The sequence below is a fragment of the Leptotrichia sp. HMT-225 genome (assembly GCF_030644325.1).
In the GTDB taxonomy this organism is placed as follows: domain Bacteria; phylum Fusobacteriota; class Fusobacteriia; order Fusobacteriales; family Leptotrichiaceae; genus Leptotrichia; species Leptotrichia massiliensis.
On record NZ_CP130323.1, the window covers coordinates 1,947,203 to 1,969,400 of the forward strand.

Consider the following 22,198-nt stretch of genomic DNA (forward strand, 5'->3'; position numbering starts at 1 on the left):
TTTTTATTCTCTTACAATCCCTTTTGAAATCACATCCAAATCCCCATTGCTAAACTGAATATTTGTTTTTGCCCCTGTATCAGCTAGTATTTTTTTTGCAATCATTGTCGTTAATGGATAAAGTATATTAAAATGATCTCCACCTGCAATTCGGTATTTCTTGAATGGTATTTTGTATTTGTCTGCGGCTTTTTGCATAGGCTCAAATAGAATATCTCTTCTTTCTTCCTGCCCTTCAAAGTGAAAAGTTGGTGCTGTTATTGAACGGACGTATCGAAGTGATGATCTTACTGCTATTTCTCTAGGATTTGTTAAATCAAATGGAACTCCGCCATATTCATCTGGTTTTTCTGTTGCCCAAAAGAAATCTGGCAAGGCACCTATTGCAAAAACTGCTCGAAAACCTTTTGAATATTCGCTTAGAAGCAAAGCCTTTGTCCCACCTGTACTGTGTCCAACGAGATAAATTCTATTTGGATCAACATAAGGAAGTGATGCCACATATTTTCTGGCTTCTTCCAAGTCTTCAATTTCCCCATAAAACATTTCATATTTTCCAGCATTTGCATTTTCTCCTCTAGCACTTGGTATTGCAAGTACAAAATCATCTCTTTTAAATGCACCTGCCCCTTGATAATTATTTTTAGGCGATTCTTCATCCCAGCCAAACTCACTATCTCCAATTCCACCAAATCCACCATTTAAATATATGATTGCTGGATATTTTTTCCCGTTATTTTCTTTTGCTGTAATATACATTGGCATTTCTCCTAATTTTGTTGGATAATTTACCAATGAAAACTTGCTATTTTTAGGCGGAATCCCTGGTTTTCCATCTGGTACAAATTCCGTTTTTTGCCCATCGACAATCTTTGTCTTAAAATTTTTATGAGCCTCTTCCAATGTTTCTCCATATATCTCAAAATCAAAACTATTATCAATTTCTTTGCTATTTTTTTCACTCTTTTGAACTTCTGTATTTGCGTTTGAATTTTTACCTCCGTTCCCGCAAGATACTACAAAAGTTGTTAAAATTAGCAATAAAAGTAATATTTTTTTCATAAAGTCACCTTTCTTTTTTTATTTATTGTTCCAACATTCTTCTTTTGCCCACTCTTTCAGCCAATTTTTCAAAGTATCCACTTTCAATCAAGTTATTTCTATTCTGCATCCACCATGCCTTTCCATTAATTTGGGCAAAATTTATTATTTCTTTTTTTATTTTATCCCCAACTCTTACTGATATTGTCAATTTATAGTTTAAGATTCCTTTTTTTAAATCAATTTTTTCTATATCATCAACATCTATTCTTGTTAAAAGCCCTTTAATTCCGCCAAGCATCCCAACTTCGAAAAATAATATTTCCTTCTCCTTAAAAAGTATATAACACGGCTTCATTCCTGCTTTCATAATCAATCCAATAAGTCCCATCATCAAAAATGAATTCAAATTTCTTTCTCTTTTAATACCATAAATACAATTTTTATCATATTCTATCCCATTTTGCTTGAAATATTCTTCTACTTTCAACTGTTCTTTTGATTTTTCTGCCATCTTTTAAATTTTCCTTTCTAATTTTTATTCTATTATTTCAATAAACAACTTCCTTCTCAGCAATATCGTTAAACTTTTTTGTCAATTTTTCACAAATAATCGGAGAAATTAGCCCATATAATACTAAATTATTCTTTAAAACTCTATATATTTAATTATTAATATTTTCTGTAATTTCCAAAACATCTTTTGAAATATTAAACTTTGTAATTTTTCCTAGTGCTAATCTTTCTGTATGCTCGTTACCAATAATTTTTATTCCATTTCCAATATTTTTCATTTATATTTTTTTATTTTGTAAATTAAATAGTACCAACCAAAAAAATGTAATGTTTTATTTGTATATATAATTAAAAATACATGAGCTTATAAATAATCAATACTAAAAACAAATTTTTTTGTACATATTTTTTACTTTAAATTTTGAATTTGATACACTATAAATTATCCTTATCTTACATACTACATCTGAAATGCCGTTATCCAAAAACATATTCCGGCTATAAACGAAAGCGGAGTCATCACATATTTTTCTTTCCTGCTTTTTGAAATCATGTTCATAATAGTATTCAAAGATAGGTAGGCAGCAAAGAAGAAACAAATATATTTAGTAACCTTAAAAGACAGCCACAAGGAAATAAAACCTCCAGCTTGCAAAATAATTATCATTGCAAAAATTTGGATACCCACTGAAATGACTGCCATAACTCTAAATTTCTTAGGTAAGATTTTATGTTGTCCACCCATTGTAAATTCGCCCAGAGGCAAACCGCAGGCAACAAGAACTGTCATAGTTGCTATAACTCCAAATAATACTGCACCTAATATTGAAAACATAAATCAATATTCTCCCTTCGCAAAATACAAAAAATTTCAGTTACAAATTTAAATTTCTTTCTTTTTTAATTAATACCATAAATAAAATTTTATGGTACTCTATCCCATTTTGCTTGAAATACTCTTCTACTTTCAAATGTTCTTTTGATTTTTCTGGCATTTAAAAAGTTCTCTTTCCTATTTTTTTCAGAAAATAAATTCTTCCTCAGTAACATCATTAACATAATTAATCTTTTTAGTCAATTCATCCTGATTAAAATACAATTCTTTCAAAATTCTAAACATTTTTTTCAAGTTCAACATTATCACATTTTTTGGAAATTGTTAGACTTACTCGTATTTCTTCACCTTTCCAAATAACTTTCCCATACCATTCTTTAAAATAACTACTAGATGTATTTTCACCAAAATCCTGAATTTCCATATCTGATTTTCCTTTCTAAAAAAATTTAAGAAAATTAATCCATATAAAACTCGTCTATTTCACCATTAAAATTACACTCAGCATAAAACATTTTATCAACAAAAAACAATCTTTCGTACATAGTAATAGAAAAACTATTTTCATCATCGTCAGTTAAATCAATTGTTATTTCCATATCTTCATTATCAAGTAACTTTTTAAACGCTTCTTTTGTAAGAAAATTATTTTTCATAATCTTTTCTGTATCTTCTTTTTCAATAATTTTAAGTAATTTTTTCTCCACTTCATCAATACTCTTTGTTTCATAATAAATTTCAGCATACTCAGGCTTTACCCATTTTTCTTCATTAAACCAGTCAACAAACTCTTCAGCAAACAAATTTTTACACTTTGTATCCCAATATTCTTTATTTTCTAAAATTTTTTCAACCATTTCTTCGACTTCTGCTTCATCAAGTTCATCTTCATCAATATCATCTTCACCATTACAGTATAATTTCATCTCTATTTCATGATTTATCCACATCACTTTACGAGTATGCTCTCCATCTATGATTTCCCAATTTTTCATTTTTACTCCTTTTTTGACTACTTATGATTCTCCTCATATTTCCTAATCTCATCCTCATGCTCCAAAGTCAGCCCAATCGAATCCAATCCTTTCAGCAATCTCTGTTTCCAGCTTTCCTCCAGCTCAAAGAAATAATCTTTCCCATTTGCTGTCAGCTTGTTATTTTCCAAATCAACTGTCACTTTTGCATCTCCAGGAAGTTTAGCCAGCTCCAGTCTGTCCGCTTCCGGTAGAGTTATCGGCAAATGCCCATTATTCAGCCAGTTCATATAGAATATCCCAGAATATCCTCCTGCAACAATTACATGAAATCCATAATCCTGCAATGCCCAAGCCGCATGTTCCCTGCTTGAACCACAACCAAAGTTATCTCCTGTAATCAAAATTGTCCCTGTCTTATATTCAGACTTATTTAAATTAAAATCCATATTATCTGTTCTGTCCTCATTATATCTCCATTCATCAAATACATATTGTCCGAATCCTGTTTTTTCGATACTTTTTAAATATTGTTTTGGAATTAATTGATCCGTGTCAATATTGTCATTCATTATTGGAACGATTGTTCCTTCATATTTTGTAAATGGTTTCATGTTTTTTCTCCTTGCTTTTATTAATTTTTTAATCTAATCCCATTGATTTTGCTAATTCCTGATCTAGCTCCTGTCCTTTTATATTAGCTTCTCTTGTTCCGTGCAGTTTCATGTAATCTGCGAGCATACCTTCTTTTGGAAGAACTCCAGCTACAAATGTCGCCCATCTCAATAATCCTGTCAAATATAAGTCTAGAACAGTAAAACTGTTTCCTATCGCATATTTTTTGTCTTTTAAAAATTCAGTTAATGTTTTTAAAGCTGTATCATAATCTCCATATCCTATGCTCCTTCTTTTCTTTTCACTTGACGGAACATCAAAAAATTTATCCATAAAAGCATACTCCAGATGAATCGCAAAAAACATCCAACGATAAAATTCTCCTCTTTCCACAGAATTAACTGGAGGAATCAAGTTTTTTTCAGGATACATATCCGCTAAAAATGTCAAAATTGCCGCTGTTTCTGTAATAACTTTTCCATCTATCTCCAGAGCTGGAGATTTCCCCATTGGATTTACTGAAAGATATTTTTCAGATTTCATTTCTTTACCAAAATGAACAGGCACCACATCATACTCTGCTCCACATTCTTCTAACATCCATCTTACAGACACTCCTCTTGAATATGGATTTGTATAAAAAGTTATCTTTTTCATAGTATTTTTCTCTCTTTCAATTCTTTTATTTTTATTAATTATCATTAACCAGTATTAATACTCTTATCTCACTTCTTCCAATTCTCTAACATCCACAAATTTCCCATAAATTGCAGCCGCAGCAGCCATCGCAGGACTTACCAGATGAGTTCTTGCCCCTTTTCCCTGTCTTCCTTCAAAGTTTCTGTTAGAAGTTGAGGCACAGTGCTCTCCAGCTGGTATCAAGTCAGGGTTCATTCCAAGACAAGTGGAGCACCCAGCTTCTCTCCATTCAAATCCCGCATCTTTTAATATTTGTGCAATTCCATTTTCTTCAGCCGCTTTTTTAACAACTTGTGAGCCAGGAACTACAACTGCTGTGATATTTGGTGCAACTTTCTTTCCTTTTACAATTTTTGCAACAATTTCCAGATCGCTCAGCCTTCCATTTGTACACGAACCAATAAATACGTGTTTCAAAGGTATGTCAAATGGAGTTTGTCCTGGTTTTAAGCCCATGTATTCGTATGCTTTTTCATCATTATGATCTTTGATTTCTGGAAATTTTTCAGTAACATTGATTCCCATTTCAGGATTTGTTCCCCAAGTAACTTGCGGTTCAAGATTTGTAACATCTATTTTTATATGCTTGTCAAAGGCTTCTACAGAATCTGTATACAACTCCTTCCATTCAGCCACCTTTTTGTCAAATTCCTCACCTTTTGGTGCAAATCTTCTTCCTTTCACATAATTAAATGTAGTTTCATCAGGTGCGATAATTCCTGATTTTCCCCCACCTTCAATCGCCATATTGCATATTGTCATTCTTTCTTCCATTGAAAGCCCTCTTATCGTATCTCCAAAAAATTCAAAAGCATATCCATTTCCAAGTCCAATTCCATAAGTCTTAATTATATGTAAAATAATATCTTTTGCGTATACACCTTTTTGTAATTTTCCAGTAATTTCAATTCCCATTGTCTTAGGTTTCTTTTGCCAAATTGTCTGTGTTGCCAGAACATGCTCAACTTCACTTGTCCCAATTCCAAATGCAATTGCTCCAAATGCTCCATGAGTCGCAGTATGACTATCCCCACAAACTACAGTTTTTCCAGGCTGTGTAAGTCCTTGTTCAGGCCCCACCATATGCACAATTCCATATTATTTTCATTAAACATATCCACAAGTTCAATCCCAAATTCCTTACAGTTCGCAGCAAGTGCATCAAGCTGAGCTTTAGAAATCTTATCTTTTATATCTAGTCTTTGTGACATTATGGTTGGAGTGTTGTGATCCATTGTCCCAAATGTCAGGTCAGGTCTTCTTACCTTTCTTCCAGCAAGTCTCAATCCCGAAAACGCCTGTGGCGAAGTAACCTCATGAATTAAGTGTAAATCTATATAAAGCAGTTGTGCTTCTCCAGGCTCTCCTGTAATTACGTGTTTCTCCCAAACTTTATCAAACAAAGTTTTTGGTTTTTTCATTTCTGACATCTTTTTATCCTCCAATTTTATTTTTCTCTCCAAATTTTTCTATAATATTTTTATTAAAATTGTTTTATTCTTACTGATAAATCTAAAAAATATTCATAATTTATAGTTTTTATATCCATTTTCCCAACTTTCTATTCTTATAAAATTAATAACAATCCCAGTTGTAAAAAACATCTGAAAAATCTTTATTTTTCAATTTTTCACGATTTATAAAGAAATTCATCACTCCACAATCTCCAATCATAATTTCCCCTCCACTGTCAATTTGAAATAACAAAGTGTCATATTCTTTCAATTGTTCTTCATCTCTTGGCTCAAATTGAGTAAAAAAGGGAAATCCATTGCATTTTGTTCCACCATTTTCCCCATCAGAATTACTTTCAAATATTCCCTCAACTTTTTGATACAATTTTTCTTTTTCATTTACATCGATATTTTTTTCTTTTAGCACTTCTTCAAATAACTTTTCCAAAAGCGTATAATCAAAAGTCTCTTTTTCACTACTTTTCAAAGAAAAATTCATTTTACAAGGCTTATTTGCTATTTCTAAATTTCCTGAATTTTCTCTATAAGGATTGTACATTTTCTTAAACTCAACTTCCGAATGATAATCTTCAATTTTTTCATAATAAATCACATCAAAACCATCTCGATTTGTATAATCGTCAAAATCCAATCCCAGCAAATCTTCTCCCAAAATCCAAAACTGCAAAATCCCTTCCTGCGGGAAATCTTCAAGCCCCTTCAAATCTTCACAATTTATCTGTGCAAGGAACATAAATTGTTGTCCTTTTGAATTTGTTGGAATTTTTTTCCCTATTGGAATGTACGGAATCCCTTCAATTTTGCTATCCGTTATTTTTATTTCTTTTGAAGCATTGACCGAAGCATCTGCAACCATCATTTCTTTTGCCGTTTCCTGATATTTTTTCTCTATTTCCTTAAAAATATCTTTTGCTGAAATTTTTAATTCTTTCTCTTCCATTTTACACCTCTTTCAATTCTTTACTTGACTTTCTTCAATTTCAATACCACAATTTCAGGCTGTGCAAAAAATCTTATAAACATCTCAAAGGCTCCGCCGCCAACACCTGAAGTAGTATAAATTTTATGTCTATCATACTCCTTTAATCCATATCCGTACTTCCATGGATACTTAATTTCAGCATGCAGTATCAGTCCAAACAGTGTTATCTGCCCACCGTGAGTATGCCCTGCCAAAGTCATATCTGACCTTTCCTTCTGTTCATTTGTCATTTCTTCAAAATAATCAGGATTATGTGTGATGAAGATATTAAAGTCATCTTTTTTTATGCCATTAAGCGTCTTCTTTGCATCAGGTTTCCCTTTTAGTAAATCGTCAACTGCTGAAATGTAGATACTCTGGTTATTTACGGTTATTTTGTCATTTTCATTTACCAGCACTTTGTACCCAAGGCTTTTCAGTCCAGCCATATTTTTTTCCACAGAATTATAATCATGATTTCCCAAAACTGCATAAATTCCATATTTAGGCTTTTCCAACTTTTCCATTTCTTTGTAAAATCGTGGAATTTTACCAGTCCAGTTAGTATAGTCACCACCCAGAATTATAATATCCTTTTCCTGCTTGTTTATCAAATCAATAATCCTGTCAAGCTGCTTCTGATTAAATCTCGCATAAGTATCTAGCTGAAAATCTGCCGCAAAGACAATCTTCTTTCCATCAAATTCTTGTGGAATATCTTTTGAAGCAATTTCTATGGTTCTGACCTTGAGCTGTGTATATTCATAATGTGCATAAATTAGGCAAATTATAAAAAATATTGCTAAAATTCCTAAAACTGAAAATACTGTTTTTTTAGTTATCATAAAATTTTCCTTTTCAATTGTTTTATTTTCTCTCTAATTTTGAATTTATAACTTTTCTATTTATTTCTTAATCAGCAACTGCACTTACTTCTATTTCTATCATCAATTCCTTATCAATTAATGAAGACACCTCTACCATTGTTGCAACTGGTTTAATGTCCCTAAAAAATTCTCCATGTGCTTTTCCATATTCTTCCCATTTTGAAATATCTGTAACAAACATTCTTGTTCTAATAACATTTTTTAACCCCAATCCTTCCTTTTCAAGAAGTTTTTTTATATTTTCAAGAATATATTTTGTCTGTTCATAGGCATTTCCTGCTGCATAAGGCTTTCCATCCCTAACGGCTGTTGTTCCTGCTATTTCAAAAATATTTCCTATCCTTACTGCTCTCGAATATCCTACAATGTCCTCCCATGGAGAATTTCCACTTATATTTTTTCTCATCAATTTAACTCCTTTCAAAATTTCATACTTACCAATAATATTCTGTGTTTCAAAAAGTTTATAATAAATGTTTATTATTTTTTATCCTCTTTTAAGTTCAAAAATCACAATTTCAGGCTGTGCAAAAAATCTTATAAACATCTCAAAAGCTCCGCCACCAACACCTGAAGTAGTATAAATCTTATGTCCGTCATATTCCTTCAGACCGTAACCATACTTCCATGGATGCTTAATCTCAGCATGCAGTATCAGTCCAAACAGTGTTATCTGCCCACCATGAGTATGCCCTGCCAAAGTCATATCTGCCCTTTCCTTCTGATCATCTGTCATATATTCAAAATATTCAGGATTATGTGTAATGAAGATATTAAAATAATCTTTTTTTATACCATTAAGCGCCTTCTTTGCATCAGGTTTCCCTTTTAGTAAATCATCAACTGCTGAAATGTAGATACTTTGGTTATTTACTGTTATTTTGTCATTTTCATTTACCAGCACTTTGTACCCAAGGCTTTTCAGTCCAGCCATATTTTTTTCCACAGAATTATAATCATGATTTCCCAAAACTGCATAAATTCCATATTTAGGCTTTTCTAACTTTTCCATTCCTTTGTAAAATCGTGGAATTTTACCAGTCCAGTTGGTATAATCGCCACCCAGAATTATAATATCCTTTTCCTGTTCATTTATCAGTTTAATAATTCTATCAAGCTGCTTCTGATTAAACCTCGCATAAGTATCCAGCTGAAAATCTGCCGCAAACACAATTCTCTTTCCATCAAATTCTTGTGGGATGTCCTTTGAGGCAATTTCTATTGTTCTAACCTTGAGCTGTGTGTACTCATAATGTGCATAAATTAGACAAATCAAAAAAATATTGTTAAAATTCCCAAAACTGATAATATTTTCTTTTTTGTTTTCATAAACTTTTTCCTTCTTAATTTTTTTAAATACTAAATTTATTAGTTGTGCATTTCATCATACATTCTTGCTAATTCCAACGTTCTTGACCTTGTTCTTCTTACTCTTATCCTCATCTCTTCCAATCCTCCTAATGTTCCACATCCTACCCTTTCTCCATTTGAATCCGCAGGACAATATTCATCCATTGCTGTATTTACTTCTTTTTCTACACTTTTTATCCATGCTTTCTGGCTATTTTGAAGTTTTGCTTTCTGACTTCCTGAAAGTTCTGACATTAAAAGTGAATATATTTTATTAAGCTCCTTAGTCCATGCCTCATTAGCATCTTCATTATTTCTTAAAGCATCTATTTCAGAACTAACATTACCTTCATTTGCAGAAGTCATTCTACTTTTCAAATCTTTTTCATAAGTAGTTTTATTTTTTACAACATTAGTATTATTTACTGAAGTTGTTAGTTGTTGAGTTATATTTTTAGTTTTATCTGTTGTGGATACAGGTGTACTTATTGTTGCTTGCTTTTCAGATTGAGTTTTTAAAATTTCATGCTCCTTAGCTCTATTCTCTAATTTTTTTGTCTGTACATTCAACTTTCTAGCTTCCTGATAGGAATTATAAAGTAAAAAACCACTACCAAGAAATAATACTGCAAATATCCCAATTATTATCTTTTTATCCATAATCCAGCAACTCCTTTTTATTTAGTTTTTCATTTTATCAAATTTTCTAAGTATGCATCTCCGCTTCAACATCTGCAATACTTTTTTCAGGCTGTACAAGCCATTCTAGTGCCAATCTTCTGAAATGAATAATACTTTCATCATAAGGAAATTTCTTATTATTATGATTTTCAGGACGTATTCTCAGTTCCACTGCACTCCAGTTAAGTCTGTACAAATAATCAAGCATATCCATTATTTCATCTTTTGAACGTAATTCTGCTTTATTCATCAACGTTTCTAAATCATTTTCCATAAAATATTCTATTGTTTTTCTGAAATCACAAATTGTATTCAAATCTGTCAATTCTTTCAAAGATAATGTCCATAATAATACAGGTGGACATTCATAACGCCAGTTAAAGTTTGTCTGCACTATTTCATCATCTGTATATTTTTCTAAATATTTTTTTTCTTCATCTGTTAAAATTTCTTTAATTCCATATTTTTGATTAAACATTTCTAAGACTTGATTTATATTTTCTTGTGCATTTTCTCCAAATTCATTATACAATTCTGAAACAACACCTGTCATTTGCATTGCAACCGCCCTTTTTATAATTGCTTCCTTATTTGGAATAACAGCTTTGCTCTCAGAAATACTTACAGGCATAGCCAGATGAAACGGCAACCCTTCCAATTTGATTTTTTCAATATTTCTAGCCATTCTTTCCTTATCTTTTTCAGTCATTTCAAAATTATCAATTAAACTTGCTGGTATTTTTATATCTAAAATCTCTTTACTATTTTCCGCTTCTTTAGAGTTTGAAGATACAAATAAAGTGTTGTTATCTCTTCCGAATCTTTTAATTATATAATCTGTTGAAGAACCTACTGCTGCTAAATATCCCCCAATTATCGACAGTATAAAACATATAACAGAAATTATTATCATATTATTATCTAAAATTATATATCCAGCTTTGGTAAAGTTTAATTTTCCTGCTATTAATATAAATAATAAACGATAAAACCAAACACTCATTATAGTTGAAATACAAATTAGAGTTATTCCATTTTTATTAACTATTTTTCCTAATTTTAAAAATCCATATATTACTCCAAGTGGTATTAGAATTAACGTAAAAACTTTTAATAACAAATTTAAGTTAAATATCAATGTCAGGAGCCAAAATATACCTCCAACTAAGCCACCTAATAAAGAACCTAAAAAGCCTAACAGTTTCTTCTCTTTTGCTGTTTCTTTTTTTCTTCTTAATTCAATTTCTTTTCTTTTAGTACAACTATCACACAAATGATAGCCATCTTTACCAATCGCTTTTATTATTATTGTATATTCTATCGGACTATCATCTTTCCCGCATAAAGCACACTTACTTTTTATTTCTTCTTTTTTTAAAAATTTTAATGATATGTCTATTGCTTGTTGTATATCTTTTGCACTTTCACCAATTTCTAGTTCTATATAATTTTCTGTAAAATTTGCTGATTTAAATTTTTCAACATGTTTTTTTAATCTTTTAAACAATTTTTCTATTTTCTCTTGTTTAAGAGCCATGTCTATTTTTTCGTTATTAAGAAACATCATATCTTTATCTTTCATTTTACGTATATCTACATTTAATATTATCATATAATCTCTAAATCCATCTTTTTTTATACTTATATAAAATTCATCTACAATTCCTTCTATTGATTCTATACTACCTATAGCAGGTTCAGAGAAATTTTCATTTATATATTTTAAATTATATTTTTTATTCACTTCTTTTAATATTTCGTCCATTTCATGCTTTTTGCTCATTATTCCTCCATTTAAATTTTCTTCAACTCAAAAATCACAATCTCAGGCTGTGCAAAAAATCTAATAAACATCTCAAGGAAAGCTCCACCTAATCCTGAAGTAATGTATATTTTATGACCGTTATATTCCTTCATTCCATATCCATATTTCTTCTTATCCTTTATTGCCGACATAATAATTTTCCCAAAGAAAGTAACCTGTCCTGCATGTGTATGTCCTGCAAGCGTCATATCCGCCTTTTTCTTCTCATTCTCTGTCATTTCCTCAAAATATTCTGGATTGTGAGTCAAAAATAATACAAAGTCCTCTTTTTTCAATCCTTCAAGAGCTTTTTTCGCATCAGGCTTTCCATGCCACAAGTCTGTTACTCCTGCGATATATATATTTTCATTATTTATTGTTATTTTCCTATTTTCATTTACGAGCAGATTAAATCCAAGTTTTTTCATATTTTCAGCCGTTTCTTCTGCTCCTGGATACTCATGATTACCATAAATCGCATACACTCCAAGTTCTGGAATCTTTATATCCTTCGCATCCTCATAAAACTTAGGAATATTTTTCTCCCAAGTCGCATAATCTCCTCCCAGCAGTATCATATCCTTCTTCTGTGCATTAATCAGCTCAATCGCCTTTTTCTGCTGTTTTCTATTATACCGTGCCATCGTATCATACTGAAAATCTGCAACAAATAATATTCTCTTCCCATTAAATTCTTTCGGAATATCTTTTGACTTTATTTCTATTGTCCTTATTTTTATATGTCTGTATTCATAATGTGAATATAGCAGAAATATAACAATCAGTCCCAGAAAACTCCATAAAATTTTAAAAATCCAGCTTTTTACCTTCAATTTTTTCTCCTTATTAATAAATTTATACCCATCCCTATAAGAAATATTACATCTAAAGATCCTATGTAAACAAAATACCCATAAACAATAGCGACCATAAATATTCCCATTTTATCATCTCCAACTTCTGAAAATTCTTCTTGAGCCCACAATAAAAATAATAATATTTTTACTGCCACTCCAACTATTGTTAAAATTATCAATGGGGTTTTTTCTATTCTTGCTTTTGCATAAAAATATGATAAAAATATATTAAGCAAAGCCAATAAAAGATAACTTATTCCAAAATACGCATCTCCATCAATTTTTAAATTTCCTAAAACCGATTCTCCTAACCAAAATAATGAACTTGATGCAAGAATATTAAAACAAAGCAGGTAAACAAAGTATGAACTTCTAAGAATTATTTTTGTCATTTCTTCTCCTTCTAAATAAATTGAACAATAATCCCAAATAGAAGTATAAATTTGTCATTCCCATATAAGCTCCAAAGCCTGCTACCATGAAAAATGCAAAAAATATACTTTCTCCCGTATCATCAAGGGACGTTATATATTTTAATATACAAAAAAGTATTACCGCTTTTATTGTTACTATAGCTAATGGAGGAATTAACAAACTTTTTTTACCCGCTTTTATTTTTGAAATTAAATAAGCAAAAATGAAGCTAATGATAATAAAAATAATTTCTTCTAGTGAAAATAATCTTTCTAAAACCCACTTATTTTTTATATTTAAACTTTCTAAAAAACTATAAATGCTATTATTAAATCTTATAATCGTCAAAATAATGTCAAAAAATGTTAAAAACAATAAGTAGAATAACCAAAAAAATCCTTTTTTCATCTTTATTCTCCACCTAATTTTTTATTTAACTATTTAAGAATTTCAAAAATTAAATTTTTTCTTTTTCCAAAATCTTTTATCCATTAGGGTTATCATCAAGAATTATCGCACAAATAATATAAGCCAGCAAGCCTGTTCCTGCACAAAGAACCAAAATAAGCCACACTATTCTTACAATATTTGAATCAATGTCAAAATATTCTGCAAGTCCTCCACATACACCTGTAAGTTTTCTATCTTTTACTGATTTGTACAATTTATTTTTCATAATATAAAACTCCTTTTCTTCGTTTGTTTTAAATACAAATATTTTCTATTTTTCTTCCTAATTACTCACAAATTCCTTAACTTTCTCAAGAAATTTCTTCCTATCCTCATCTTTACCTTTTGCCTTAAAACTATAATGAATCCATTTCGTTTTCTTTATCCCAATTCCACCAAGATTGGCTTTTTTCATGGTAATTCCAAATCCTGTAATATTCAATAAAAATTTAGGTGCTGTAGCAGTTGTAATCATTTTTGTCATTTTTATGTTTGTTAAATTACCCTTTATTCCAGTTTGTGTACTTTCATAAGCAAATCCTTTAGTCATAACTTTGTCAAAAAATCCTTTTAATGTTGCAGGCACTGACATCCACCATATTGGAAATACAAGTATCAATTCATCAGTATTTTTCAAAATTTCCTGATATTTTTCCACTAAAGGATCAATACTTTTCCCTTGTGAATACAAAGACAATTCTTCTTCTGTCATCACAGGATTAAATTTATCCTTATTCAAATCTATAATTGTATATTTTTGTTTTGTTTCATCAAGTTTTTCCACTACTTTATCTAAAATTGCCTTGTTAAAACTTCCATTCCATGGATGTGCAAAAACTATTGTTTTCATTTTTGAATTTCCTCTTTTCTACAAATAATTTTTCAAAATACTTTATTAAAACTTTTTGGATACATTTAAATTTAATACAAAAATTAGCGATTTCGATATTTAAAAAAATTTTTAACCTATAATCTTTGAAATTAATTTGGCGAACAGTGTCCGCCATTTTCCAAAACCATAAAACAATAAAAGTTTTCTAAATTATGCAAACGATGTTCACACTTTTTGTATTTAAAAAATCAGAAAATTCCCTCCATCTCTACCTAAACTAATATTAGTATTTTATCTGTTCTTTTACTTTCAGAACCAAAGGCTTTCCTATAATAAGACACAAATTACCCAATACACCAAGTGTCAAAGCGCTAAAAAGGAATTTACTTGTTGTTGTTTCCCCATTTAAAGTTTTAAATAATAAAATTGTAATTGAAAGCCAAAATATCAAAGCAAATAACCAAATTTTCCAATTAAATCTTATTTCAATTTCCGTAACTTCTTTTTCAATGTTTATTTTTTGTTCCAAACTTTTAACAAAAAGTGTACTTGCTTTGATTGTATGTTCTCCGTAATCTACATATTCAATTTCTTTTTTTATTCCCTTGAATGTTATTATTTCATCATCCAGAAAAAAATTCATTGAAATATTTTGTCTAATATTTGATTTATCATTTATAATCAATTTAGGCATAAATTTCCCTCTCGATCATTCAGAATTATTTATTATAAAGCCTATTTATCCCATTAATATAAGCCTTTATACTAGCCTCCACAACATCCGTACTTTGTCCTCTACCAATAAATCTGTTTCCATTTTTCTCGATAATTACAACTACTTGTGCCTGTGCATCTGTATCTCCTGTTATTGCTTCCAGCTTGTATTCTTCCAGAACAAATGTGTCACTTACTGCTAAATTGACTGCATTATAAGCCGCGTCAACAGGACCATCTCCAAGAGCTTCTTTAACCAGTTTTTCTCCATCTAATTCAATGGTAACTACCGCTTTTGGCTTTTTCCCTTCCTGTCTTGAAATTTCAAAGTGAGCCAGTTTTACTCTTCCTTCTATTTTTGCTGCTTCTCCAGCAACTAATGCGATAATGTCTTCATCTAAAACATATTTTTTCTTATCTGCCAATTTTTTAAACTGTGCAAATAATTCTTCCACTCTGTCACTTCCGACATGATTAAATCCTAGTGATTCTAATTTTTGTACAAAAGCGTGTTTTCCTGAATGTTTTCCGAGTACTAAGCTGTCCGGATTTCTTCCAACTGATTCTGGACTCATAATTTCGTAAGTTTCAGGATTTGCTAATACTCCATGTTGATGAATTCCTGATTCGTGTGCAAAGGCATTCGCTCCAACAATTGCTTTATTTGGCTGTGTTGAAACTCCTGTCAAAAGGCTTACTAATTTACTTGTTGGGTAAATTTGCTTTGAATCAATGTTTGTATAATATTCTTCAAACAAGTCTTTTCTAGTTTTTAAAATCATTGCAATCTCTTCAAGCGAAGTATTCCCTGCTCTTTCTCCAAGTCCATTAATTGTACACTCAATCTGAGTTGCTCCAGCTTGAATCGCCGCAACCGAATTTGCTACAGAAAGTCCCAAATCATCATGGCAATGCACAGAAATATCCACATTTTCAATCCCTTTAACATTTTTTTTCAAATAAGTTATAAGTTCAAACATTTCATTTGGAGTTCTATAACCTACTGTATCAGGCACGTTAAGTGTAGTTGCTCCAGCTTTTATAGCTGTTTCATATACTTCCACCAAAAATTCCTTTTCAGTTCTAGTCGCATCTTCTGAAGAAAATTCAATATCGTCAATAAACGATTTTGCATAAGACACCATTTCTTTCACTCTATCTAAAATCTGCTCTTTTGTCATTTTTAGTTTGTATTCCCTATGAATCGGAGAAGTTGCAATAAATGTATGTATTCTTGGTTTTTTCGCATTTTTCACTGCTTCTGCAGCTACTTCAATATCTTTTTTTACAGCCCGGGACAAACTCGTAACTGTAGACTTTTCCACATTTTCTGCAATCATCTTAACTGCCTCAAAATCACCTGGTGATGCTACCGCAAATCCAGCCTCAATCACATCCACACCAAGACTCTCAAGCTGTTTTGCAATTCTCAGCTTTTCCTGTGCATTAAGATTGACACGTGGTGTCTGTTCTCCATCTCTTAGCGTTGTATCGAATATTTTAATATGTTTTTTCATTGTCTCCTCCTTATTAGGTAATACTTTTCATTTTATTTTATAGAATAAATTGCTGCCTGCTCTGCGTGAATAATCGCTGTATCAAATAATGGAACATCAGTATCCTCATTTTTTATAAGAAGCCCTATTTCAGTACATCCTAATATTATACCTTCTGCTCCTTTACTTCTTAGCTTATCAACAATTTCTAAAAATTTCTTTTTTGAATCAGAATTTATGGTTCCAAGACAAAGTTCGTCATATATTACTTCATTTATAATTTCTATATCATTCTTATCAGGTATTATAACATTTATACCCTTTTCAATAAGTTTTGATTTGTAAAAATCCTGTTCCATCGTATATTTTGTTCCAAGCAATGCTATATTCTTCAATCCTTTTTCTAATATTTTCTCTGCTGTCATTTCAGCAATATGCAATATTGGAATGGAGATTTTTTCTTTAATTTGGTTAACAACCTTGTGCATTGTATTTGTGCAGATAACTATGAAATCTGCTCCCGCTTTTTCCAAATTATATGCAGCTTCTCCCAAGATTTCTCCACTTTTTTCCCAGTTGCCATTTGCCTGACATTCTTCTATTTCCTGGAAATCTACACTGTATAATATGCATTTAGCCGAATGAAGTCCACCAAGCTTTTCTTTCACAGTTTCATTTATTATTTTATAATAAGTTACTGTGCTTTCCCAGCTCATTCCTCCTATTAATCCTATTGTTTTCAAATTCATCTTCCTTTCAAAATAAAAATTTTCTATTCTTTCACAGCCTCAAATCTCAATCTGATATAATCTGCCAGAATTTGTCCTTTCTCATTTTTTTCAAGTTCATTTTCTAATTTTTTTGTTATTTCATCTATCAATTTTTCGTGTAATTCAACAGGAATATTCACAAAAACAGGTGCAGAAAAAGTTTGCAGCCATCCTTTTATCCCGGTTGGAAGCAAAGTAGGACGGGGAAAGCTTATCATTCTTTTGACTTTTAATCCATATTTTTCAAGTAATTCCGTTTTTTCTTCCGGAGTTGGAAAAAACCAGCATTTTTTAGCTTTCAGGTTATATTTTTCTACAGTTTCAAAAATAGCATTTTCTATTTTTCCCACATTTCCCTTACAGCCCGTCTCGGCTACAAAACGTCCGCCTTTTTTCAAGGCTCGAGATACTCCTTCCATTACTTTTTCCGGATTAGTCATCCAATGTAGCGCCGCATTGGAAAAAATCGCATCAAACTCATTTTCAAATTTCATATTCTGTGCATCGCCCTGTACTGCCTCAACCCCAATTTTTCTTGCTGCCTCAACAAATTTCTGACTTCCATCAAGTCCTAAAACTTTGCACCCATATTCAGTAATTTTCTTAGTCAATACTCCATCTCCACAACCTAAATCCAAGATATACTCATCTTTTTGAGGATTTAGCCATTCAATCAGCTCTTCTCCGTAAACTGATACAAAACGTGCATTTTTCTCATATTTTTCCTTTTCCCAATGCTGACTTACTTTCATTTTATATTCCCCTTCTGTTTTTTTAAAATTACACTTTGATACTATTCCTGATTTAAATAGTGAATATTTAATAAATTTTAAAATACATATTATTTAGCAAAGTTCTCATTATTACTACAGTTTCTGTTTTCTAACGATATTTAGTATCAAATTATTTTGTTTAATAATAGTTTTTCTATTTTTATTATGTTTTCTTACTTGAAAAATTTGCAATAATTTCGTTATTTAAAAAGAGTTTTGTATAAATTCTGAAAATATTACATTTTTTCTCCACGGCTCATTGCTACAACCCCAGTTTTAGCGATTTCGAGTATTCCATAACTTTTCATCATTTCTACAAATCCACGTAATTTTTTCACATTTCCTGTAAGTTCTATTACAAGCGAGTTTGGTGCCACATCCAGCACTTTTCCACGATAAATGTCTGCAATTTGAACGATTTGAGCTCTAGTCTGAGCGTCGGATTTTACTTTTATAAGCATAAGTTCACGTCTTATAACGCCTTCCGATGGAAAAATTTTTACTTTTACAACGTCAACGATTTTATAAACTTGTTTTTGAATCTGGTTTAAGGCTTTGTCATCTCCATCCACAGTAAGTGTCAATCTTGCATAACCTGGCTTATTTGTAACTCCCGCTGTCATTTTGTTTACTGAATATCCTCTTCTATTAAACATAGACATTATTCTTGATACAATTCCGTTTGTATTTTTAGTAATTATTAATATTTCATGCTCCTTAATCATTTTCCAACACTCCTTTCTTACCTATCATCTGACTTACAGTTTTTCCAGCAGGTATCATTGGGAACACATTTTCTTCCTTTTCAACAATACAATCCAGTATCACGCCTTCATCTGATAAAATCAAATCTTTTAATTTATTCTCCAAATCTGCCTTTGTCTTCAGTCTTTCCGATTTTATGCCATACGCATCAGCAATTTTCACAAAATCAGGGTTACATTCCAAATCAACAAAAGAATATCTTCTATCTTTAAATAATTCCTGCCATTGTCTAACCATTCCCAAGAATGAATTGTTTATAATTACTATTTTTACTGGCAAGTTATACTGTCTAATCATCATAATTTCTTCAAGCGTCATTTGAAAACCGCCATCTCCAACGATTAACACAACTTTCTTATCTCTCGCCCCAACTTGAGCTCCGATTGCTGCTGGCACTCCAAATCCCATCGTTCCAGCTCCACCTGAAGTTACAATGCTATTTGCATTTTTATAAGTCATATATTGTGCAGCCCACATTTGATGCTGTCCAACATCTGTTACAACGATTGTATCCCCATCCAGAATATCGTTAATTGCCTTTAATACTTCCTGTGGAAGCAATTTATCCTTACCAACATCTCTATGTGCCAATGGATATTCCTTTTTCCATTCTTTTACTTTATCTGTCCATTCTTTGTGATCCTGTGGCTCCAATTCCTTATTGATTTCAGAAAGTACATTTTTCAAATCTCCAACGATTGGAACATCAGCCTTTTTATTTTTATCAATTTCAGCAGGATCAATATCTATATGTATTATTTTCGCACGTTCACAAAATTTACTCGGATTTCCTGCGATTCTATCATCAAATCTTATCCCAGCTGCAATTACTAAATCTGCCTCGTCTGTAGCATAATTTGCTGGAACAGTCCCGTGCATTCCAAGCATTCCAAGTGACAAGTCATGATTTTCAGGAAATGCTCCAAGTCCTAAAAGAGTCGTAGTTACTGGCATATCCATTTTATTTGCAAGTTCAAAAAGTTCCTTTGAAGCCTGCGATTTTATAACTCCTGCTCCTGCAATAATTAATGGCTTTTTCGCCTTTTTTATCAATGATAATGCTCTTTTTATCTGTACAGGATGCCCAACATAAGTCGGATCGTATCCTTCCAGCTGCACTTCCTTGTCAAACAGCTTGTTAAATTCCTCATAAGAAATTTCCTGCTGCTGAATATCGTTTGGTATATCCACCAATACAGGTCCCGGTCTTCCTGTTGAAGCTATAAAATAAGCCTCTTTTATAATTCTTGGAATATCTTTAATATTTTGCACCAGATAATTCCCTTTTGTTATTGGAACTGTAATTCCTACAATGTCAGTTTCCTGAAAAGCATCTCTACCAAGCAAGTTACTTCTTACCTGCCCTGTTATTGCCAGCAATGGTATAGAGTCCATGTGTGCTGTCATAATCCCTGTAACCAAATTTGTTGCTCCAGGTCCCGAAGTTGCAAGACAAACTCCCACTTTTCCAGAAACTCTCGCATATCCGTCTGCCGCATGTACTGCTCCCTGCTCATGTCTTGCAAAGTAATGTTTAATCTTGTCAAAACTGTAAATTTCATCATAAATAGGTATTACCGCTCCACCTGGATACCCAAACATATCAGTCACACCTACTTTATGTAGGCACTCCAACAGCATTCTTGCACCATTTATCATTTCGCTACTCATTTTTCAACCACCTTTTCTTTTAAAATTTTATTTTTATTATTCTATTTCCTGAGAATTCAATCTTTTTACTACATATCCTCTTTTACTAAATTCTTCTATTATTTTCTGAATATGCTCCTCGCCATTTGTTTCCACCGTTACTTGAAGTTCCACATCATGAAATCTATTAAGATTTTTAAACTGATTATGATCAAGCCTTATAACATTTGCATTCTGTTCAGAAAGAATTTGTGACACAGCAACCAGTTGCCCCGGTTTATCAGGCAAGTCAACCGAAAATCTAAATATTCTACCTCTTACAATAAGCCCTTTATTTATCATAGAAGAAATAGTCAGCACATCAATATTTCCTCCACTTAAAATTGATACAATCTTCTTCCCTTTTTCATTAATTTTTCTAAGTGCCGCAACCGAAAGAACTCCTGCATTTTCTGCAACAATTTTATGTTTTTCAACTAACAGAAGAAAAGACTCCATAAGTTCGTAATCTGAAATTGTAATTATATCGTCCACATAATTTTTTATATAATCAAAATTCAATTCCCCAATTTTTCTAACTGCCGTTCCATCAGCAATTGTATTAGTTTCAGGCAGTTCCACAACATCTCCATTTTTTAGAGCTGCAATTGCCGAAGCTGCTCCTTCTGGCTCTACACCGATTATTTTTATCATAGGATTTTTCAGTTTTGCCGCAAGTGCAATTCCTGAAATTAGTCCTCCACCTCCAAGTGGCACAAGAATTATATCAGCATCAGGTAATTCTTCTAACACTTCAAGTGCAATCGTTCCCTGTCCTTCCAAAACATCATCATCATTAAACGGATGAATAAACACATATCCTTCCTTCTCCTGCAATTCTCTTGCATAATTATAGGCATCATCGTATTCTTCCCCTGCCAAAATAACTTCAGCACCATATTGACGAGTTGCTTCCACCTTTATAAGCGGTGTGTATTTAGGCATTACAATAACTGCCTTAATTCCTAGTTTTTGAGCTGCAAGAGCTACACCCTGAGCATGATTCCCTGCTGATGAAGCAATAACTCCCTTTCTTTTCTCCTCTTCTGTCAATTTTGCAATCTTGTTATACGCTCCCCTAAGTTTAAACGAACCTGTTCTTTGTAAATTTTCAGGCTTAATATAAACATCATTTCCAGTTTCTTTCGAGAATACTGAACTGTGAATCAATTTAGTTTTAGTAATCACAGTACTTAATCTCTCTCTTGCTTCTATAAAATCATAAAGTTTATGCAATCTCTTCACCTTCTTCAAAAATTTTTATTTTTTATTTTAATAACTCAAATTAATATTAACAGTTCTTTGAATGATTGTTAATAAATATTTCTTCTTATAACTTCTATGTTTTTTCTTTTTTATAACGCAAAGGGGATCAATCGCCATCCCCTTTGCAATCCCTGCTCGTCTAAGCATTTTTTTGAAATAAAATTGAAACTCGCTTTTTAATAAAGATTATTTCAACTCTTTAAACAAATTCAACTTCAATATTTTTAAAAAAGCTCAGACAATCAATTTTATTCCAAAAAAATCACGACAATTTTAGTTTAATTATATATAGTTAATTTAACTGCCACAAATAATAAGAATAAAATAATTATTA

Annotated in this window: 27 protein-coding genes and 1 pseudogene; all 28 read right to left on the reverse strand. The window is 31.5% G+C overall.

The window, feature by feature from the left end:
• Window positions 1-3: 3 nt before the first annotated feature.
• The 28 genes and pseudogenes from QU666_RS09415 to QU666_RS09555 all read right to left on the reverse strand — a co-directional run bounded on the left by QU666_RS09415 (window position 4) and on the right by QU666_RS09555 (window position 22,011).
• Window positions 4-1,062, reverse strand: a complete 1,059-nt coding sequence (locus QU666_RS09415) for a S9 family peptidase (RefSeq protein WP_021768696.1) — start codon at window positions 1,060-1,062, stop codon at window positions 4-6.
• Window positions 1,063-1,084: 22 nt separating this feature from the next.
• Complete coding sequence (locus QU666_RS09420; protein ID WP_021768697.1) at window positions 1,085-1,555, reverse strand: hypothetical protein; 471 nt, start codon at window positions 1,553-1,555, stop codon at window positions 1,085-1,087.
• Between the two features lie 151 nt (window positions 1,556-1,706).
• Entirely contained in the window at window positions 1,707-1,835 is a 129-nt protein-coding gene (locus tag QU666_RS09425) for a hypothetical protein (protein WP_021768698.1), read from the reverse strand.
• A gap of 182 nt (window positions 1,836-2,017) precedes the next feature.
• A complete protein-coding gene (locus tag QU666_RS09430; protein WP_021768699.1) occupies window positions 2,018-2,392 on the reverse strand; it encodes a hypothetical protein in 375 nt (124 codons plus the stop codon).
• A gap of 277 nt (window positions 2,393-2,669) precedes the next feature.
• A complete protein-coding gene (locus QU666_RS09435) occupies window positions 2,670-2,816 on the reverse strand; it encodes a hypothetical protein (RefSeq protein WP_021768701.1) in 147 nt (48 codons plus the stop codon).
• 34 nt (window positions 2,817-2,850) lie between these two features.
• Window positions 2,851-3,387, reverse strand: a complete 537-nt coding sequence (locus QU666_RS09440) for a hypothetical protein (protein ID WP_021768702.1) — start codon at window positions 3,385-3,387, stop codon at window positions 2,851-2,853.
• A 17-nt stretch (window positions 3,388-3,404) separates the two neighbouring features.
• Complete coding sequence (leuD, locus tag QU666_RS09445; protein ID WP_021768703.1) at window positions 3,405-3,980, reverse strand: 3-isopropylmalate dehydratase small subunit; 576 nt, start codon at window positions 3,978-3,980, stop codon at window positions 3,405-3,407.
• A 28-nt stretch (window positions 3,981-4,008) separates the two neighbouring features.
• A complete protein-coding gene (locus tag QU666_RS09450; RefSeq protein ID WP_021768704.1) occupies window positions 4,009-4,683 on the reverse strand; it encodes a glutathione S-transferase family protein in 675 nt (224 codons plus the stop codon).
• 18 nt (window positions 4,684-4,701) lie between these two features.
• Window positions 4,702-6,110: pseudogene (gene leuC, locus QU666_RS09455) on the reverse strand (3-isopropylmalate dehydratase large subunit).
• Between the two features lie 145 nt (window positions 6,111-6,255).
• Entirely contained in the window at window positions 6,256-7,095 is an 840-nt protein-coding gene (locus tag QU666_RS09465; RefSeq protein WP_021768706.1) for a YwqG family protein, read from the reverse strand.
• A gap of 20 nt (window positions 7,096-7,115) precedes the next feature.
• Window positions 7,116-7,961: a metallophosphoesterase gene (locus QU666_RS09470; protein ID WP_304984813.1), complete on the reverse strand. Its 846-nt coding sequence runs from the start codon at window positions 7,959-7,961 to the stop codon at window positions 7,116-7,118.
• A gap of 67 nt (window positions 7,962-8,028) precedes the next feature.
• On the reverse strand, window positions 8,029-8,409 hold the full coding sequence (locus tag QU666_RS09475) for a RidA family protein (RefSeq protein WP_021768093.1): 381 nt from the start codon (window positions 8,407-8,409) through the stop codon (window positions 8,029-8,031).
• Window positions 8,410-8,490: 81 nt separating this feature from the next.
• Window positions 8,491-9,279: a metallophosphoesterase gene (locus QU666_RS09480; RefSeq protein ID WP_304984814.1), complete on the reverse strand. Its 789-nt coding sequence runs from the start codon at window positions 9,277-9,279 to the stop codon at window positions 8,491-8,493.
• 92 nt (window positions 9,280-9,371) lie between these two features.
• On the reverse strand, window positions 9,372-10,013 hold the full coding sequence (locus QU666_RS09485; protein WP_021769589.1) for a lysozyme inhibitor LprI family protein: 642 nt from the start codon (window positions 10,011-10,013) through the stop codon (window positions 9,372-9,374).
• A 46-nt stretch (window positions 10,014-10,059) separates the two neighbouring features.
• Entirely contained in the window at window positions 10,060-11,817 is a 1,758-nt protein-coding gene (locus tag QU666_RS09490) for a DUF4272 domain-containing protein (RefSeq protein WP_021769590.1), read from the reverse strand.
• 11 nt (window positions 11,818-11,828) lie between these two features.
• Entirely contained in the window at window positions 11,829-12,671 is an 843-nt protein-coding gene (locus QU666_RS09495) for a metallophosphoesterase (RefSeq protein ID WP_021769591.1), read from the reverse strand.
• A complete protein-coding gene (locus QU666_RS09500; protein WP_021769592.1) occupies window positions 12,668-13,087 on the reverse strand; it encodes a hypothetical protein in 420 nt (139 codons plus the stop codon). The genes QU666_RS09495 and QU666_RS09500 overlap by 4 nt, the downstream gene beginning before the upstream one ends.
• Entirely contained in the window at window positions 13,068-13,517 is a 450-nt protein-coding gene (locus QU666_RS09505; RefSeq protein ID WP_021769593.1) for a hypothetical protein, read from the reverse strand. The genes QU666_RS09500 and QU666_RS09505 overlap by 20 nt, the downstream gene beginning before the upstream one ends.
• 76 nt (window positions 13,518-13,593) lie before the next feature.
• Window positions 13,594-13,785, reverse strand: coding sequence for a PspC domain-containing protein (locus QU666_RS09510; protein WP_021769594.1), 192 nt, complete (start codon window positions 13,783-13,785; stop codon window positions 13,594-13,596).
• Between the two features lie 57 nt (window positions 13,786-13,842).
• Window positions 13,843-14,409 carry an NAD(P)H-dependent oxidoreductase gene (locus QU666_RS09515; protein ID WP_021769595.1) on the reverse strand — a complete coding sequence of 189 codons (567 nt, stop codon included), beginning with the start codon at window positions 14,407-14,409 and terminating at the stop codon, window positions 13,843-13,845.
• Window positions 14,410-14,674: 265 nt separating this feature from the next.
• On the reverse strand, window positions 14,675-15,085 hold the full coding sequence (locus QU666_RS09520; protein WP_021769596.1) for a hypothetical protein: 411 nt from the start codon (window positions 15,083-15,085) through the stop codon (window positions 14,675-14,677).
• Between the two features lie 25 nt (window positions 15,086-15,110).
• Window positions 15,111-16,622, reverse strand: a complete 1,512-nt coding sequence (locus tag QU666_RS09525) for a 2-isopropylmalate synthase (protein ID WP_021769597.1) — start codon at window positions 16,620-16,622, stop codon at window positions 15,111-15,113.
• A gap of 32 nt (window positions 16,623-16,654) precedes the next feature.
• Window positions 16,655-17,344 carry an aspartate/glutamate racemase family protein gene (locus QU666_RS09530; protein WP_198012131.1) on the reverse strand — a complete coding sequence of 230 codons (690 nt, stop codon included), beginning with the start codon at window positions 17,342-17,344 and terminating at the stop codon, window positions 16,655-16,657.
• A 29-nt stretch (window positions 17,345-17,373) separates the two neighbouring features.
• Window positions 17,374-18,123, reverse strand: coding sequence for a class I SAM-dependent methyltransferase (locus QU666_RS09535; RefSeq protein ID WP_021769599.1), 750 nt, complete (start codon window positions 18,121-18,123; stop codon window positions 17,374-17,376).
• 257 nt (window positions 18,124-18,380) lie between these two features.
• Entirely contained in the window at window positions 18,381-18,869 is a 489-nt protein-coding gene (gene ilvN / locus QU666_RS09540; protein WP_021769600.1) for an acetolactate synthase small subunit, read from the reverse strand.
• Entirely contained in the window at window positions 18,862-20,580 is a 1,719-nt protein-coding gene (gene ilvB, locus QU666_RS09545) for a biosynthetic-type acetolactate synthase large subunit (RefSeq protein WP_021769601.1), read from the reverse strand. The genes ilvN and ilvB overlap by 8 nt, the downstream gene beginning before the upstream one ends.
• Window positions 20,581-20,616: 36 nt before the next feature.
• Complete coding sequence (gene ilvA / locus QU666_RS09550; protein ID WP_036071286.1) at window positions 20,617-21,834, reverse strand: threonine ammonia-lyase; 1,218 nt, start codon at window positions 21,832-21,834, stop codon at window positions 20,617-20,619.
• A 36-nt stretch (window positions 21,835-21,870) separates the two neighbouring features.
• On the reverse strand, window positions 21,871-22,011 hold the full coding sequence (locus QU666_RS09555; RefSeq protein WP_304984815.1) for a hypothetical protein: 141 nt from the start codon (window positions 22,009-22,011) through the stop codon (window positions 21,871-21,873).
• Window positions 22,012-22,198 lie beyond the last annotated feature (187 nt).